This is a genomic window from Archaeoglobus veneficus SNP6 (genome assembly GCF_000194625.1).
In the GTDB taxonomy this organism is placed as follows: domain Archaea; phylum Halobacteriota; class Archaeoglobi; order Archaeoglobales; family Archaeoglobaceae; genus Archaeoglobus_C; species Archaeoglobus_C veneficus.
On the sequence record NC_015320.1, the window covers coordinates 364,036 to 380,263 of the forward strand.

The following is a 16,228-nucleotide window of genomic DNA, read 5'->3' on the forward strand; positions in this document are numbered from 1 at the left end:
TTTTGACATTCAAAAACTACAGGGAGGTATACTATGAGCGAAGAAAAGGCCGGAGGATGCATACTGGTTATTGGAGGTGGTATCTCAGGATTAACGGCTGCCATAGAAGCAGCGGAAGCAGGTTATAACGTTTATCTTGTCGAGAAAAACCCGTACCTCGGTGGAAGGGTTGCACAACTCTGGCGATACTTCCCCAAGCTCTGCCCGCCGTACTGTGGGCTGGAGATTCTGTTTAAAAGGCTTAAAAACCTGCCAAGATTAAAGTACTTCACAAACGCAGAAGTCGAATCCATCAGCGGCGAACCTGGCAACTTCGATGTTACGGTCAAAATCAACCCCCGCTACGTAACCGATGCATGCACAGCATGCGGAGAATGTGTCAAAGCCTGCCCGGCAGAGAGACCAAACGAGTTCAACTACGGAATGGACAAAACCAAGGCAATCTACCTTCCACATGAGATGTCCTTCCCCATGAAGTACGTAATAGATGCAGAGTACTGCCAGAAGAATGAGGGCTGCAAGGCGTGCGTTGATGCATGCCCGTACGATGCGATAGACCTTGCGATGGAGCCAAAAACTCTGAACCTGAAGGCCGGAGCGATAGTTGTTGCGACTGGCTGGAAGCCGTACGACAAGTCCAAGCTCGACAACCTCCTGCCCGATCATCCAAATGTAATAACCAATGTGATGTTTGAGAGACTCGCAGCCCTTGGTGGGCCCACGAAGGGCAAGATCGTCAGACCCTCTGATGGCAAACCCATTGAAAGCATAGCGTTTGTGCAGTGCGCAGGCAGTAGAGATGAAAACCACCTGCCGTACTGCTCCGCTGTCTGCTGCCTTGCCTCGCTCAAGCAGGCGACCTATATAAGAGAGCAGTACCCCGATGCCAAAGTGTACATATTCTACATAGACATTCGTGCCTTTGGAAGGTTTGAGGACTTCTTCGCCAAGGTTAAGGCTGACGAGAACATTGAGCTGATCAAGGGCAAGGTAGCGAACATCGTCGAGGCTGAGGACGGCGATCTGATTGTTGAGGCGGAGGACACTGAAACCGGTGTCAAGAGGAAGGAGAAGGTCAACATGGTCGTACTTGCTACGGGCATGCAGCCGAGCGATGTAGCGCTTGAAAAGGACGAGTATGGATTTGCAAAGGTAAAAGAGGGCATATTCGTGGCAGGATGTGCAAGGAAGCCAGCAGACGTAGCTTCCTGTGTTGAAGACGCAACTGGAGCGGCTCTTAAGGCCATTCAGATTTTGAGGAGGTGAAAACGTGGCGGAGGAAGAGAAGAAAGTGGAGAAGAAGATCTGCGTTTACGTTTGCACCGGCTGTGGAATCAGCGACGCAATTGACATCGAAGCCCTCACCAAGGTGGTAAATGAGGAGCTCCAGCTTCCGTGCAAGACTCACCCGAACCTTTGTGGTAAAGAAGGTGTCCAGCTCATAAAGAACGATATTGACAACGAAGGAGTGAATACCGTAGTTATAGCTGCATGTTCTCCGCGTGTTAACTGGGATGTTTTTGATTTCGATGGCAACATCATAGTTGAGAGAGTAAACCTTCGTGAGGGTGTTGCGTGGAGTCACCCACCCAAGGAAGCTGAAACACAGGCTCTGGCTGAAGACTACGTAAGAATGGGTATAGTTAAAGCTCAGAAGACTGAGTTTGCCGAACCCTTCCTCGAAGAAACGAGCAAGACAATCCTCGTCGTTGGTGGTGGTATTACAGGCATGACTGCAGCGCTCGAAGCTGCAAACGCTGGTTACGATGTGGTACTCGTCGAAAAAGAAGCGAGCCTCGGTGGATGGGCTGCAAAGTTCTTCAAGCTGACGCCCGTTGAGAAGCCATACAACTCTGTGGTAGATACATCGTTTGTGCAGGACATGATCAGTCAGGTTGAAAACAATCCGAAGATAACTGTTTACACCTCAACAACAATAGAGCAGATTTCCGGCCAGCCAGGTCTGTTCGACGTTACTCTCAACAAGGCGGGAAGCACCGAGGAGATAAGGATTGGTGCCATAGTGCTTGCCACTGGCTGGAAGCCTTACGATGCGAGCAAGCTGGAAGAGCTTGGCTACGGAAAGTATGATGGAGTAGTTACCAATATAGAATTCGAGGAAATGGCAAAGAACGGTGAAGTTAGTGGCGACGTTCTGTTCATTCAGTGTGCTGGTCAGAGGGATCCAAACCACATACCTTACTGTTCTTCGGTCTGCTGTCTCGTCTCACTCAAGCAGGCTAAGTACGTCACAGAGAAGGGCGGCAACGCCTACATAATATACAAGGACATGCGTACACCTGGTCTCTATGAAGACTTTTACAAGGCGATGCAGGATGACGAGAGGCTGTTCCTAACGAAAGGCGACATCAAGGAGATCAGAGAGGAGGATGGCAAGCTCGTTGTGGTGGTGGATAACACTCTGCTCGGAGAGACTATCGAGGTGAAGGTTGACAAGGTTGTTCTCGCAACTGGAATGCTGTCTTCGATGCACGGCCTGTACACTATAAAGGAGGAGTATCCGGACGACTGCAAGATACCGTACTCCCACATTGAGCAGAAGGAGCTCACTCCCGAGTTTGTGGAGGAGCTAAAGGGCAGGGGGCACATACTGAACCTGCAGTACAGGCAGGGGCCGGAGCTGCCAACGCTCCGCTATGGCCTACCGGATTCCAACTACATATGCTTCCCGTACGAGAGCAGGAGAACGGGCATATACGCTGCTGGATGTGTCAGGGCACCAATGGGCATAGCTGAGTGTATTGACGACGCAAAGGGTGCAGCTCTGAAGGCAATCCAGTGTGTTGAGCTCGTTTCTCAGGGTAAGACAACCTTCCCGAGAACGGGAGATATCGATTACCCGCAGTTCTTCCTCCAGCGCTGTACGCAGTGTAAGAGATGTACCGAAGAATGTCCGTTTGGTGCGCTTGACGAGGACGAGAAAGGTACACCGCAGCCCAACCCGCTGAGATGCAGGAGATGCGGTATATGCTTTGGTGCGTGCCCAGAGCGCATAATCTCATTCAAGGGCTACTCCATTGACATGATCTCGTCGATGTTAAAGGCAATCAAGGTTCCTGAGGAGGAGGGAATATACAGGATAGTAGCATTCTTCTGCGAGAACGACGCTTATCCGGCGCTGGACATGGCCGCACTTAATGGCCTGCAGTGGGACTCTTCAGTCAGAATTATACCCGTCCGCTGCCTCGGTTCAGTGAACGTTGTTTTCATAGCGGACTCACTTTCAAGAGGAATCGATGGCATACTAATGGTTGGGTGCAAGTACGGCGAGGACTACCAGTGCCACTTCATAAGAGGTAGTGAGCTTGCCAACAGGAGAATGGAGAACGTCCAGGAAACCCTGCAGCGATTGATGCTCGAACCAGAGAGAGTGAAGCTCGTAGAACTTGCCATATCTGACTACGACAAGATTCCGCAGATTATTGAGGAGTTCGTTGAGCAGATTAAGCAGGTTGGGCCTAACCCGTACAAGGGATTCTGAGGTGGTGGAATATGGAAGCTGACCCAAAGTTTGTAAAGGATGTAATTAATGCTGGTGGAAAATCACTGAAGAAGTGCATGCAGTGTGCAACGTGCAGCGTGGTGTGTAAGCTCAGTCCGGATGAAAACCCATTCCCGAGAAAGGAGATGATCTGGGCCCAGTGGGGGCTGAAAGAGAAGTTGCTACGCGATCCCAACATCTGGCTCTGCCACCAGTGCAACGACTGCTCAGCATACTGCCCAAGAGGAGCGAGACCGGGAGAGGTGCTCAGTGCAATTAGGGCAGCGGTGATTGCCAATTATTCCTTCCCAACATTTTTTGCGAGGGCATTTCTGAATCCTGCCTACTTCCCGCTACTCGTTGCAATACCGATACTTCTACTGGCAATATACTTTGCAGCCTTCGCTCCGCACGGCTTCACGATACCTGAGGGAGAGGTGATGTTCTCCCACTTCATACCGCACGAACACGTTGAGCTCGTTGGCATGGCTCTCGGGGCTTGGGTTGGTGTTGCAATAATTATCGGGCTCTATCGCTACTGGACGGCACTATCGAAGGAGAGGGGCAGAGTAATTTACGTTCCAACGGGTGATGGGGAAGTTAAAGCTCCACAGGACATTCTGACTGCTTTTGTCTCATCGATAATAGAGATTCTGCTACACAGCAGGTTCAAGGAATGTGGTGAGTCCAAGTATCGTTTCTACGCACACCTTGGCATCTTCTACGGCTTCATTCTTATCGGCATCGGTACAACCATTGCCTTTGTGTACCTTTTGATGGGCAAGGAGCTTGGGCTGCCATTAACTGATCCGGCAAAGATCTTCGGTAATATCGGTGCAATTCTTCTCTTCGGCGGTGCAACGTGGGTTATCTACGAGAGAATCGTAAGGAAGGACAAGATCGGCTTTGGAGGATACTTTGACTGGCTATTCCTTGGCACACTCTATGTGGTGGCGATATCGGGCATTCTCACTGAGGTGGCGAGGTACGCGAACGTTGCAGCGGCGTACTACCTCTACCTTGTACACCTCGTTGCAGTGTTCGTTCTGCTGATCTATGCTCCATACTCGAAGTTTGCGCACCTCGCTTATAGAACCATCGTAATGACGTACGAGAAGTGCTATGGTAAGTGATTTTTTCAATATTTTTTACCAAATTTTAATCTTAATTATTTCGGGGCGCCAAATCGATTGGTTTGATTTATTTTTTATTTGAAATGGCTTATAATTTAGTTATACAGAGGCTTGAAATACTCATGATCTTCAATGAAATATTTACTACGCGGTAGTAATTTTTAGTAAGCTTTATATAAGTTGATTCTCAGCGGAGTAAAGCATAAAGAACCGGAGGGAAAATAAAATGGCTATAAGAGATGGATTTATGCAAGGATCCTCTTTAGTAGGGAAAGCGATACTCTTGGTGCTACTGCTGCTTGCGTGCACCGGTACAGCGCTTGCCGCTGAGGATGCAACAATGGGTATGAGTCCCCCTGTATTCTTTCTGGTTTTCCTGCTGGTCTGTATAATCATAGGCATTGTAGCGGTGCTTGGTGGAGTTGGTGGCGGTGTCGTCTTTACACCATTGATGATGGGCTTTACAGATATTGATACATTCATAATCAGAGCAACAGGCCTCTTTGTCGCCATGGCCGGAGCGCTTGTTGCCGCTCGCCCCTTCCTGCGAAGAGGTCTTGCAAACGTCAGGCTACTCTTCTTCGCAGCAGTACCTTATGCAACATTTGCTGTCATTGGAGCGCTGCTTGCGGGATACGTTAAAGAAACTATGGGTGCTACGGGTGACGCCCTCGTAAAGCTGAGCCTTGGTGTGCTGGTCATATTCATAGCTCTGTTGATACTCTTTGGAGGCAAGAGAGTCGAATATCCCGAAGTGAAGAACGTGGACAGCTTATCTGAGAGACTCGGCCTCGCGATGGCTTACTGGGAAGAATCTCTCGGCGGTGTAGTGGACTACAAGGTTACAAGGTCTCCTGTAGCAATTCTGTTGTTTTGCGGCGTCGGCCTGATTTCGGGAATGTTTGGTCTTGGAGCTGGCTGGGCAATGGTTCCTGTGTTCAACCTCGTTATGCTCGCCCCGCTAAAAGTTGCGGCAGCATGTAGCAAGGTTCTGATTGGAATAGGTGACACTGCAGCCATATGGCCGTACATCATGGGTGGTGGTATATTTCCGCTGTTTGCAGTGCCATGTATGATTGGCCTCATCGTGGGTACACTCATCGGGGCAAAGATAATGTTGAGAGTCAAAGCTGGCTTTGTCAGATACCTGATCATTGCCATAATGTTCGGCTCCGGACTAAAACTGCTCCAGTCTGGGCTTACCGGGCTGGGTTATTTGTAAGGAGGGATTGACATGGGGAGGGAAGAAGCTCCGAAACCACCCCTTGCTGGAGTGGTTTATGGCGAGATTGCGTACTGGATGGTCATTGTGGGCATGGTTATAGCCATTGCAGGATCGTTCATATACCTGACATCTGGTGGCTACGTTGACAGTGAATGTTTGCTCGCCCATTTGTGGGCTGGGGCAGATGTTCACACCATCTGGGAGGAGTGTGCCGGCATTGACGAAGTTCCGCACGGTCACTGGTACCTTGGAATGCTTGGCTATGGTGATGCCATTGCCATGCTTGGAATAGCGATAGCCTGTCTGGCAGCGGTAGTTGGCATGTGGGGTTCAGTAGCAGCGATGTTCAAGGAGAAGGAGATGTTATTTGCTGTATTTGCCCTCGTTGTTGCAGTGATACTGACGCTGGCGGCCATGGGTGTAATAACACTCAAGCACTGAATAATTATTTTTTATACCATTTTAATAATTTTCTCTGGCTATTCTGTAATAAATATTAAATAGTTTCAGAACAAGAAAAAATAATCGGGTGAATCTATGTTTGAGAAAATTTTGTTTCCGACAGACTTTTCGGAAGTGTCTCTCCACGCCCTCGAGAACTGCATACCGAAATTATTTGAAATGGGGGCTAAGGAACTCATCGTAATTCATGTGGTGGATATAGTTCCAGAGGAGTTTGAAGTTCTTCACGCGCTCGAAATGAGAGCGAAGGAGAGGCTCGACGAAATTGTTGAGAAGTTAAAAGCGAAAGGGGTTAAAGTCACTGGGCTGGTCTGTTTTGGTTCTATATCGCCAGTCATAGCGGTTGAAGCAAAGTGTCCGTCTATAGAAATAGTTGACAGAGCTGCGTGCGAAATGGTTGATCTTGTTGTAATACCTTCTAAGGGTAAGCACATAAAGCGTAAGATGCAGATAGGCAGCACGGCAAGGAATGTCATCAGAAAGAGCAGCGTTCCTGTTCTTGTTCTCAAGTACGACTGGAATGAGGAGAAGAAGTCAATTGAATGCCTTGGCGATTGTGCAACAATATTTGAGAGACCTCTGATCGCTCTCGACCTTTCGCCGTGCTCTGAACTCGTTGTGAGCGTTGTCAGAAGGTTTAGCGAGAAGATTAAGCGCGCGATGCTCTATCATGTCGTTGACTACGGCAGCGTCGAGGAGATGGAGGCTAACATGAAGAATGCAAAGAATGCCCTCGAACTGTATGCTAAGAAGCTCAACATAGAATGCGAGACTGAGGTCGATGCCGGAATAGCGTCGAAAGAAATCCTTGCCAAGCTGCTGAGTTTTGAAGCCTCGATGCTCGTCGTTGGAAAGACTGGACGAGGATGGCTGAAGGAGATCCTCCTCGGAGGTACCGCGGATGCTGTGATAAAGGAGTCAAGTGTGCCAACTCTCGTCGTACCCTGCAGGTAGTAACATTTATTTTTATTTTAATTAAATTATTTTATACCTCTGCATAGTGAGACATTATTTTTTAGCTTTCGAAACTTTTATATGCCTGCTGTGTAAGTTTTGTGGGATGGAATTAATCCATTCGAACGTGGGTTATAACTTCGGATTCTGGTTCGGTTTTTGGTGGTTTAGCTTTAGCTGCTGAAATCTTCTTTCAACGGCTTCACGGTGTTCAGGTTTCTTGGCTTTTTAAATATTTATCAAAAAAATAAAAGGGGTGTATGGAATTGGTGGGGAAAAGGAGGCGCATGAAAAGGATCCTGAAAGGTGGAAAAGCACTAATCGTACCAATGGACCACGGAATAACGAAACCGGTGGAAGGAATCCAGAGAATCGACGACATCCTCAGGACAATAGATGGAATTGCTGATGCAGTAGTTCTGCACAAGGGCGTCGTGAAGCACTCCTCATACGTTGCCGAAATGGAGATGGGTCTGATCGTCCATCTGAGTGCATCAACAAGTTACCATGCAAACGAGAAGGTAATAATTTGCAGTGTTGAGAAAGCCATAGAGCTTGGTGCGGATGCGGTCAGCATACACGTAAACGTCGGGAGCGAAACGGAATGTGAGCAGATCAGAGATGCGGGAATAATATCCGAAGCTTGCGATAAATATGGCATGCCTCTACTTGCTATGATGTACCCAAGAGGAAAGGATGTTGCCATCGCCGCAGAGACTGTAAAGCACGCTGTGAGAGTAGGCTACGAACTTGGGGCAGATATCGTGAAAACGAATTACACGGGCAGCGTTGAGAGCTTTGCGGAGGTGGTTGAGTACGTACCTATTCCTGTAGTCGTTGCGGGAGGGAGCAGGAAAAGCGATGAGAAACTGCTGGAAGAAGTAGCTCAGGCAATGCTTGCTGGCGCTGCTGGTGTGGCGATAGGCAGGAATGTCTTCCAGCACAATAATCCAGCGGCTATAGTAAAAGCTTTAAAGCGTGTGATACACAATGGCATAAGTGTCGAAGAGGCAATGGAGGTCTTATATGAAAGAAATTTGGTTACTAACAGAGGGCGATAACTGGAGTGAAGTCAAGGAACAGGTGAAGGATGCTATAGAGATAGGCTTTACTGGCGTCGTTGTGAAGGATGAATTTGCGGAAAAAGCCGCAAAGCTGGGTAGAATAGCTGTTGTTGGGAAGAGCGACGGCGAAGGACTTATTGGGAAAGGGAAGGCGTACTTCTTGGACATAACGTCTGCGGAAGCGCAGCAAGAAGCTATTGAGCTTTCGGAACATGCGGATTATCTCTTCCTGAGCTTTTCAGACTGGCGCATCATCCCTCTCGAAAACCTCATAGCCATGCGCAAGCGGGCGAAGATCATTGCTGAAGTTAGCAGTGTTGATGACGCAAGGGTCGTGCTGACGACACTCGAGAAAGGAGCGGATGGCATTGCTGTTAAAGGCAACAGGGAGGAACTGCTTGGCTACTTCAAGGCCGTGATGGAGGACTCTGGAAGACTGAACCTCAAACCGGCAAAAATCGTGGAGATAAAACCTCTCGGTGTCGGGGAGAGGGTTTGCATAGACACAGTTACGCTCATGAGCGTTGGAGAGGGGATGCTCGTTGGCAACAAAGCCGGTTTTATGTTCCTCGTTGCGAGTGAGAGTGAGGAGAGCGAGTACGTCGCTTCCCGCCCATTCAGAGTAAACGCAGGCAGTGTAAACGCGTACATAAAAGTTGGTGACAAAACGAAGTACCTTGCAGAACTCAAGACAGGCGATGAAGTGGAAATTGTGAGGTACGATGGAGCAGCGAGGAAGAGCTACGTTGGAAGGGTTAAGATAGAGCGTCGCCCCCTGATGCTCGTGAGAGCAGTAGCCAACGGAGAGGAGGGCAGCGTAATACTGCAGAACGCCGAAACAATAAAGCTGATAACGTCGGAAGGGAAGCACAAATCAGTTGCAGAACTCAAAGCAGGCGACGAGGTACTCGTCTGGGTTGGCCAAAAGGCGAGGCACTTCGGCGTGGGTGTGGAGGAGTTCATCATCGAGAGGTAACGAAGGATAGCATGAAAATCGTCGTGTCAGCGAGGAGCCTGCAGGAAGCTAAGGCTGATTGCGACGTGGTTGAGCTGAGGCTCGATCTGTTCGATAGATTGCCTGCGATTTCTGAAGTTGAGGCCATATCGAAGGAAAAGATTGTTACTGTACGGAGAAAGGATGAGGGTGGCCTGTTTGAAGGGAGCGAGGAGGAAAGGCTCGAACTTATGAGGAAGTACGCCACAGTAGCGAACTACGTCGATGTTGAGTGCGATGCACATGACGACTTCTTCGACATGCCGTGCAAAATCATCGAGTCGTACCACAACTTCTCGGAAACGCCCCCGTTCGAGACTCTGAGAGATATGATAGAGGGCAGGAGGGGCGACATCTTCAAGATCGCAACGCTTGGCAGGGATAAGAGAGACGTTTTGACTATCGTCAGAATCCTGTGCGAATATGACAACGTTGTGGCGTTCCTCATGGGTGAGAAGTTCGCCTACACCCGCATTCTCGCAGTTATGCTCGGTTCACCCTTCATTTACTGTCATGCTGGCAATGCGGTAGCTCCGGGACAGCTTGAAGCAGGAAAAGCGAGAAAAATCCTCGAGATGTTACTATGAAGCCGGGAATTTTGATTTACGGAATGGGGAGAATGGGTAAGTTCTTCTACGACTTCTTCTTCTCTCGCGGATACGATGTGGCAGGATACGACGTGGTTCCAGAAAGGAGAACTATTGAAGAGGATAAAATTGAAAGCTACGACGTCATATTCCTCTGCGTTCCCATGCAGGCAGTTGGAGATGCTATTGCCCGCATTCCCCGCAGCTCAGCGTTAATCGTTGACATTTCCTCGATAAAAGGCTTCGTTCTGCCATATCTTGATGCCTCAGGTTTTGACTACCTCAGCATACACCCCATGTTCGGGCCGGACAGCGAAATCGGGCTTTCCAACATAATTGTCGTTAAAAAATCTGGGAGGAAAGAGGAGGAGGTAATCCTTGAGGAGTTCAGGAAGGCTGGGGCGGTTTTGAGCGAGCTACCGCCGGAAAAGCATGACGCGAAGATGGCTGAGATTCAGGGTTTAGCTCACTTTCTGCTTGTTGGTATGGCGCATTTCTTGGCAGAGAGGTTCGATAGAGAAGACCTGAAGTACGCTTCGCCCATCTTTGCAACCCTCTACAAGCTCTCTTCGCGCATCCTAAACCAGGATTGGAGGATGTACTACTATATCCAGAAGAATGCGGAAATCTTGCGGAGAGAGTTCATAAAGAGTCTTGCAGACCTGGATGCCAAATTTAGTGACGAGGAGAAGTTCAGAAAACTCTTCGAAGAGCTGGGCAGTAAGTTCGACGATTACGGGAACAGCACGCTGATACTCGACGCGTGCAAGGCAACCTGGGACGTCTCTACAATCGAGCTGCTGAGAGGATACATAAGGGCCGTAGACTCTCTCATCCTCCGCCTGCTTGAAAGAAGAACTCAGGCGGGGAGAAAAATAGCTCTCCACAAGCGCGACAGAAATGAGCCCATAGAGATTGCGGATTTGGAAGAGGTCAAGATTAAGGATTTGCTTTTGAGAACTTCTCTCAATCCAATATACGTACAGGACATATTCGAGAACATAATGGGATTGACGAAGGAGGAAGAATACCGGGTTCTCGGGATAAAGAAGACCCTTGCAGTTCTTGGCCCGGCGGGAAGCTTCAGCGAGGAAGCGGCTCTGAAACTTGTCGGTTCTCGCTTACCTCTTAAGTACTGCGCAACGACGGATGAAATAATCAAGTGCGTCGAAAACGGCAGCGCGGACTACGGCCTGGTTCCAATAGAGAACTCTGTCAACGGAACTGTTATTTCAGTGCTCGATGCTTTGCTCAACCACGACGTTGAGGTGTTTGGTGAAACAACTCTCGAGATTGTACACTGTCTTGCTGCGAGGCGTTACATGCCTTTGAAGGAGATAAGGGTCGTTTATTCACATCCGCAAGCCATAGCCCAGTGCATGGGCTTCATAAACAACTATCTGAAAGCTGAGCTTCGCTACACCAGCAGCACGTCCGATGCCATAGCTTTACTCGACGATTACAGCGCTGCAATAGTTTCTGAGAATGCTGCGAAGCTGCACAAGCTCTATGTTCTGAGGAAGGGAATTCAGGACGCAAAGGCCAACACAACGAGGTTCTACCTGATCCGGAAAAAGGGCAGCGGGGAGATGAGGGGCAGTATAACGTCTCTGTTCTTTGGCGTTGAGGACAGGCCAGGAGCACTCAAGGATGTGCTGGAGGTATTCTACAGGAAGGGCATAAACATGAGGAAGCTCGAATCGAGGCCAGCAAGGACTGGACTTGGAGACTATGTTTTCTTCGTTGAAGTTGAGAAAGATCTGAGCAGCGAGGACTTGAGGGAGTTAAGGAACGTTACGACTTTCTATCACATTGTTGGAGTGTTTGACAGGGTTGAGAGGCTGGATTTGTGGGGTTAAATTAGCGAGCTTTGTCTTTAGTTGAGCTTTTTCGTTTTTTCCGTTATTATCGTCTCTATCACACTTCTCTGCATGAACGCCACAATGGGAAGTGCGATAAGCAAACCAAGCCTTCTACAGTCCTCCTCTATAACCACAATGGATTTCCTGCCATCGAATACGAAAATACCCTCTATTCTAACTCTGACTCCATCTTCAACTAATCCTTTGACGTAGCTTTCAATAAACCGATCTATCTCTACAAATTCTCTGAACTCGACGAACCTGGAAAGCTCTTTTATGAGCTTCTCATCTCTTCTTACAAGAACGCACACAGTTCTTTTCCTGGCTCTTTTTAGCTCTTTAGCAACTGATAGGAGGAGTTCAGGTTTTGCGGAGACTATCACAATCTCCTCTCTCGCTTCCATTATCGCATCCCTGATTTTTTCCAAGATGTTCCAGTCTCCTCTCATTACCCATACAGGGGAAAATTCTCTGCGTTTTGTGAGTTTGAGCTTTTCAAGTTCAAGAATGCAATCATCGGCAGCCTTAACAACATCCATTTTTAACTTCTCTATAACCTTCCTCGGATCAACAGCTCTGAAACGTTTCGGCTCACCCTCCTCAATATCAACGAAACCCTTGGATGCAAGCTTCTCGAGAACATCGTAGATCCTCGTCCTCGGAACCCCGCTCGCCTCGTGGATCTCTCTTGCGCTTGCCTTCCCAAGTCCCACCAGAGTTACGTATACTTTGGCTTCGTACTCGCTCAAACCCAACTTTCTGAGATTTTCAATCATTGTTACCACTTCAGTTACAACAGAATTAAATACTTTTATGCTGGAATTTTGCTGATGGCAAAACTTGCCGTTAAGAATCTCACAATCAGATTTGGCGAATTCGTTGCAGTAAACAACCTCAGCTTTGAGGTAAAGGAGGGCGAAATAGTTGGGCTGCTCGGCCCGAATGGAGCTGGCAAAACAACGACAATAAGGGCGATATTTGGCGTAATTCCCTACGAGGGAAGCATTGAGTTTGGTGGAAGGCAGATAGACGTATCAGACAGGAGGAAAATCGGATGGATGCCCCAGAATTCTCCTCTTTACCTCAATCTGACCGTTGAAGAAAATCTGAGGTTTTTCGCTTCGATATACGGGGTGGAAAGGAGTAAAGTTGAGGAAAGGGTGAACGAGCTGCTTAAGCTTGTAGAGCTTGAGAAATTCAGGAAGAGGCTTGTAAAGAACCTGAGCGGTGGAATGAAACAGAGGTTAATGCTTGCCTGCTCAATGGTTCATGATCCAGAGCTGCTCGTGCTGGATGAACCAACTGCCGGAGTTGACCCGCCTTTAAGGAGAACGTTCTGGGAGCACTTTTCAAGGCTTAACGAGGAGGGCAAAACGATTCTTGTAACAACCCACTACATGGACGAGGCAGAGAACTGCCAGAGGCTTATTCTCATGAGAAATGGTACGAAAATTGTGGAGGGCAAGCCCGACGAGATAAAGAGGGCTGCGCTGGGTGGGGAAGTCATAGAGCTCCGCACATCAAACGACGTAAAGTCGGCGAAGATACTGGAAGATATGGGATACAGGGTTGAACTCAATGGTGTACTTCACGTCATTGTGGATGATGCGGCCATCAGCGTGCCTGCAGTTATTGAAGAGCTCAAAAGGGAAGGAATAGCAGTATTCAGGGCTGAAACAAAAAAGCTGACCCTTGAAGACGCTTTTATGAGGCTTATTGGAGGGTAGCATGGGGCTCAATGAAGTTCTTGCGGTGTTTAAGAAGGAGCTCAAAGTTGTTGTCAGGGAGAGAAGACTCCTTGCAATCCTGATAATTCAGCCGATAGTTCTCATATCTGTCTTTGGTTATGCGTTTTCCGGGGAAATCAAGGATGTTCCCGCAGCGGTCATAGATGACGATTCGAGCAGCATATCAAGACAGCTGATTTCCATGCTTGCATCGAGCGATGTGCTCGATATACGGTACTGGCTCGCAACTGAGAGCGAAGCAAGGGAGATGATTAAAAACGGGAAGATTTCAGCAGCCATATACATCCCTAAAGGCTTTCAGGATGGCTTTTTCAAAGGAAATGCAAATCTGAGAGTTCTTGTGGATGAATCGAACTTCAACGTTGCTGTTACGACTCTAAACTACATCCAGAATGTTGCATACAGGCTGTCAAAGGGGATGAATGGTGGAATTGACGTGGAGCAGCGCTATGTGTTCACGACGAAGACGAGAATGATTGATTTCATCGCTCCGGCCATTGTGGGCGTAATAATTCAGATTCTGGGACTGATTCTGTCTTCAAGCTCAATTGCGAGAGAAAGAGAAGAAGGAACGCTCGAACTCATCCTTTCCACTCCTATAAGGAGTTCGGATTTAATTCTTGGCAAGTTTCTGAGTATAACAGCAATCATGGTTGTTGACATCCTCAGCGTCATGCTGATAGCCCATTACGTCTTTGACGTTGAGGTCAGAGGGAGCGTACATCTCCTCTTCTTCGTTCAGCTCCTGTTTCTGACAGGTTCTATCGGGCTAGGACTTGTAATCTCGTCTGTTTCGGCAACGCAGCTCCAAGGAATACAGGCAAGTATGCTGATTGCAGTGGTGAGCATATTCCTCTCGGGCTTCTTTTACCCCCTCGAAAGCATGCCGGAAGCTGCGAGAGTGATTGCCTACTTTATACCCTTGACTTACGCAAACTTTGCGTTCAGGAACATTATGATTAAGGGTAACGGGCTGGATGTTGTTTATCCCTATGTTGGGGTTCTGGTTCTTTACACTCTCTTTACGGTATTTCTGGCTACTCACCTTCTTAGAAGGAGTATGAATAGAGGTGGTGCATAATGAGATCGTTATTGATTGTTCTGGCTGTTTTAGTAACCACTTTGGTAATCATCTTGACGCCTGCAAATGCGGCAGTAGCCCACGACGAGCCTGAGATAGATGCGTACGTTACGAGCAGCGTTGTACCAGCAGGACAGACGTATCCGCTGCAGGTTGTGGTGGTAAACACGGCAAAGCATGAATGGGCGGAGAGAGGGAGCGTTGAAGAGGAATTGCTGTTCAACGCAAGCCTTACTGCCTATAACGTCACTCTGTGGCTTGAAGGAGACGAAGGGATTGATGTGAAGACAGATAGGGTAAGAATTCCCGTACTTCCATCTGCAAGTTTTCAGCCCGGGTACGCAAGCAGAACTGTGACGTTTCTGATAAGCGTATCGCCAGATGCTGTAGGAAAACATACGTTAAAGCTCCACGTAAGCTATGAGAGAGCCAGAATCATTGATGTAACTGGAAATATCTCGGGAATATACGACGTAGTTTATTACTACATCAAAGAAGAGAAAGTTATTCCGATAGAGGTTGAGGTTTGCCAGTCTTCAAAACCAATTCTCAAGGCTTTTCCTGTCAAGTCAAGAATGTACACGAATGAAGTGAGTCAGTTGGTTCTTCAAATCGCCAATGAGGGGAATGGAGTTGCGAGGAACGTTGAGGTGAAGCTGAGTGGTGATCTGGACGTCCTCGATCCAAAGACTGCCTATGCGGCAACAATTCCTCCATCGACGTCGGTTCCCGTGTCATTCAGCGTTAAGTCAGACAAAGAGACATGCAGCGTGAGAGTGGAAATGAGCTACGAGTACTTCGACGGATTGAAGTGGGTTAGAGGGGTTGATGAGGACACAGTTCAGCTATTTTTCGAGCCCTCGTCTGCTGCTATTACAATCTCGTGGGGAGACAACGAAGTAGTAAGGGGGCAGAAGGGACTTCTCGACCTGTACATTATGAACTCTCTGAGCTACCCCGTCTCGGCTCTCGTAATTCAACTTGAAGAGCCCGATGGTGTGGATTTAAAGATTAACAGCATTCTCGTGGGATTCCTGAATCCTGGAGAAGTGAGAGCCGTAAAAATCCCCTTTGAAGTTGATGACGAGGCGAAGTTTGGATACAGAACAATTAACGTCAGCGGGACGTTCAGACAGGCCATATATCCATCTGTTGAATCTCTACACACGTCAATTCCAGTCTATATTAAACCCGAGCCAGACTTCGAGATTGTGAGTGATCAGGTGGTCTATGCAGGAGAGGACAACCAGATAGTTGAAGTCAGGATTGTAAACAACGGCGGAGATGCGAAAGACATCCACGCACTTTTGAAGCCGAGCCCGGGAATTCTCGTTAAAGTACCTGACGCCTTTATAGAGAGCCTGAAGAGCGGAGAAAGCAAGACGTTGAAGTTCAAGGTAGATGTTGACGAGGATGTCATCCCGGGCACAAAGTACAGAGTAATGGTTGAGTTAACCTCGGAGGACTTGAATGGGGACGAGCAAAAAGAGACGGAGTACTTCTACGTGAGAGTTGAGGAGAAGGGAGGACATGAGTACGTGTTAGTTCTGATTCTTGCATTGGTGCTGGCAGCTATTGCAGTGTACAAGAAAAAGAGAAAGAAAATTTGAATTTTT

General features: G+C 48.2%; 14 protein-coding genes. 13 read left to right on the forward strand and 1 reads right to left on the reverse strand.

What is annotated here, in order from left to right:
* Positions 1-33: 33 nt before the first annotated feature.
* From ARCVE_RS02105 to pheA, 10 genes are all read left to right on the forward strand, one after another.
* Positions 34-1,266: a CoB--CoM heterodisulfide reductase iron-sulfur subunit A family protein gene (locus ARCVE_RS02105; RefSeq protein WP_013683130.1), complete on the forward strand. Its 1,233-nt coding sequence runs from the start codon at positions 34-36 to the stop codon at positions 1,264-1,266.
* Between the two features lie 4 nt (positions 1,267-1,270).
* Positions 1,271-3,502: an FAD-dependent oxidoreductase gene (locus tag ARCVE_RS02110; protein ID WP_013683131.1), complete on the forward strand. Its 2,232-nt coding sequence runs from the start codon at positions 1,271-1,273 to the stop codon at positions 3,500-3,502.
* Positions 3,503-3,513: 11 nt separating this feature from the next.
* The gene (gene qmoC / locus ARCVE_RS02115) at positions 3,514-4,635 is read left to right on the forward strand and encodes a quinone-interacting membrane-bound oxidoreductase complex subunit QmoC (protein WP_013683132.1); all 1,122 of its coding nucleotides are present in this window, start codon (positions 3,514-3,516) and stop codon (positions 4,633-4,635) included.
* 247 nt (positions 4,636-4,882) lie between these two features.
* Positions 4,883-5,857, forward strand: a complete 975-nt coding sequence (locus ARCVE_RS02120) for a sulfite exporter TauE/SafE family protein (protein WP_156785991.1) — start codon at positions 4,883-4,885, stop codon at positions 5,855-5,857.
* A gap of 12 nt (positions 5,858-5,869) precedes the next feature.
* Positions 5,870-6,301 (forward strand): DUF1634 domain-containing protein, encoded by a 432-nt coding sequence (locus tag ARCVE_RS02125; RefSeq protein ID WP_013683134.1) that lies wholly within the window; start codon positions 5,870-5,872, stop codon positions 6,299-6,301.
* Between the two features lie 96 nt (positions 6,302-6,397).
* On the forward strand, positions 6,398-7,276 hold the full coding sequence (locus ARCVE_RS02130; RefSeq protein ID WP_013683135.1) for a universal stress protein: 879 nt from the start codon (positions 6,398-6,400) through the stop codon (positions 7,274-7,276).
* Positions 7,277-7,536: 260 nt separating this feature from the next.
* Positions 7,537-8,337 carry a 2-amino-3,7-dideoxy-D-threo-hept-6-ulosonate synthase gene (locus ARCVE_RS02135; RefSeq protein WP_013683136.1) on the forward strand — a complete coding sequence of 267 codons (801 nt, stop codon included), beginning with the start codon at positions 7,537-7,539 and terminating at the stop codon, positions 8,335-8,337.
* Positions 8,303-9,316: a 3-dehydroquinate synthase II gene (locus ARCVE_RS02140; RefSeq protein ID WP_013683137.1), complete on the forward strand. Its 1,014-nt coding sequence runs from the start codon at positions 8,303-8,305 to the stop codon at positions 9,314-9,316. The genes ARCVE_RS02135 and ARCVE_RS02140 overlap by 35 nt, the downstream gene beginning before the upstream one ends.
* An 11-nt stretch (positions 9,317-9,327) precedes the next feature.
* Positions 9,328-9,921, forward strand: a complete 594-nt coding sequence (gene aroD, locus ARCVE_RS02145; protein WP_013683138.1) for a type I 3-dehydroquinate dehydratase — start codon at positions 9,328-9,330, stop codon at positions 9,919-9,921.
* Complete coding sequence (gene pheA / locus ARCVE_RS02150) at positions 9,918-11,780, forward strand: prephenate dehydratase (RefSeq protein ID WP_013683139.1); 1,863 nt, start codon at positions 9,918-9,920, stop codon at positions 11,778-11,780. Before aroD ends, pheA begins: the two co-directional genes overlap by 4 nt.
* 17 nt (positions 11,781-11,797) lie before the next feature.
* Here pheA and ARCVE_RS10730 read toward each other — a convergent pair whose 3' ends face one another.
* A complete protein-coding gene (locus ARCVE_RS10730) occupies positions 11,798-12,559 on the reverse strand; it encodes a TrmB family transcriptional regulator (RefSeq protein WP_013683140.1) in 762 nt (253 codons plus the stop codon).
* Positions 12,560-12,613: 54 nt separating this feature from the next.
* On the opposite strand from ARCVE_RS10730, the gene ARCVE_RS02160 reads away from it, so the two are divergent.
* Genes ARCVE_RS02160 through ARCVE_RS02170 form a run of 3 tightly spaced genes read left to right on the forward strand, consistent with a single transcriptional unit; the run spans position 12,614 to position 16,222 of the window.
* Positions 12,614-13,510 carry an ABC transporter ATP-binding protein gene (locus tag ARCVE_RS02160; protein ID WP_013683141.1) on the forward strand — a complete coding sequence of 299 codons (897 nt, stop codon included), beginning with the start codon at positions 12,614-12,616 and terminating at the stop codon, positions 13,508-13,510.
* A 1-nt stretch (position 13,511) separates the two neighbouring features.
* Entirely contained in the window at positions 13,512-14,612 is a 1,101-nt protein-coding gene (locus ARCVE_RS02165) for an ABC transporter permease (RefSeq protein ID WP_013683142.1), read from the forward strand.
* Positions 14,612-16,222, forward strand: coding sequence for a COG1361 S-layer family protein (locus tag ARCVE_RS02170; RefSeq protein WP_013683143.1), 1,611 nt, complete (start codon positions 14,612-14,614; stop codon positions 16,220-16,222). The genes ARCVE_RS02165 and ARCVE_RS02170 overlap by 1 nt, the downstream gene beginning before the upstream one ends.
* The last annotated feature ends 6 nt before the right edge of the window (positions 16,223-16,228 follow it).

What these genes read in the sequence shown, in the direction of transcription:
- ARCVE_RS02105 (WP_013683130.1), top strand. Translation starts at nt 34, where the DNA reads ATGAGCGAAGAAAAGGCCGGAGGATGCATACTGGTTATTGGAGGTGGT.
- qmoC (WP_013683132.1), top strand. Translation starts at nt 3,514, where the DNA reads ATGGAAGCTGACCCAAAGTTTGTAAAGGATGTAATTAATGCTGGTGGA.
- ARCVE_RS02120 (WP_156785991.1), top strand. Translation starts at nt 4,883, where the DNA reads ATGCAAGGATCCTCTTTAGTAGGGAAAGCGATACTCTTGGTGCTACTG.
- ARCVE_RS02125 (WP_013683134.1), top strand. Translation starts at nt 5,870, where the DNA reads ATGGGGAGGGAAGAAGCTCCGAAACCACCCCTTGCTGGAGTGGTTTAT.
- ARCVE_RS02130 (WP_013683135.1), top strand. Translation starts at nt 6,398, where the DNA reads ATGTTTGAGAAAATTTTGTTTCCGACAGACTTTTCGGAAGTGTCTCTC.
- ARCVE_RS02135 (WP_013683136.1), top strand. Translation starts at nt 7,537, where the DNA reads ATGGAATTGGTGGGGAAAAGGAGGCGCATGAAAAGGATCCTGAAAGGT.
- ARCVE_RS02140 (WP_013683137.1), top strand. Translation starts at nt 8,303, where the DNA reads ATGAAAGAAATTTGGTTACTAACAGAGGGCGATAACTGGAGTGAAGTC.
- aroD (WP_013683138.1), top strand. Translation starts at nt 9,328, where the DNA reads ATGAAAATCGTCGTGTCAGCGAGGAGCCTGCAGGAAGCTAAGGCTGAT.
- pheA (WP_013683139.1), top strand. Translation starts at nt 9,918, where the DNA reads ATGAAGCCGGGAATTTTGATTTACGGAATGGGGAGAATGGGTAAGTTC.
- ARCVE_RS10730 (WP_013683140.1), bottom strand. Translation starts at nt 12,559, where the DNA reads ATGATTGAAAATCTCAGAAAGTTGGGTTTGAGCGAGTACGAAGCCAAA.
- ARCVE_RS02160 (WP_013683141.1), top strand. Translation starts at nt 12,614, where the DNA reads ATGGCAAAACTTGCCGTTAAGAATCTCACAATCAGATTTGGCGAATTC.
- ARCVE_RS02165 (WP_013683142.1), top strand. Translation starts at nt 13,512, where the DNA reads ATGGGGCTCAATGAAGTTCTTGCGGTGTTTAAGAAGGAGCTCAAAGTT.
- ARCVE_RS02170 (WP_013683143.1), top strand. Translation starts at nt 14,612, where the DNA reads ATGAGATCGTTATTGATTGTTCTGGCTGTTTTAGTAACCACTTTGGTA.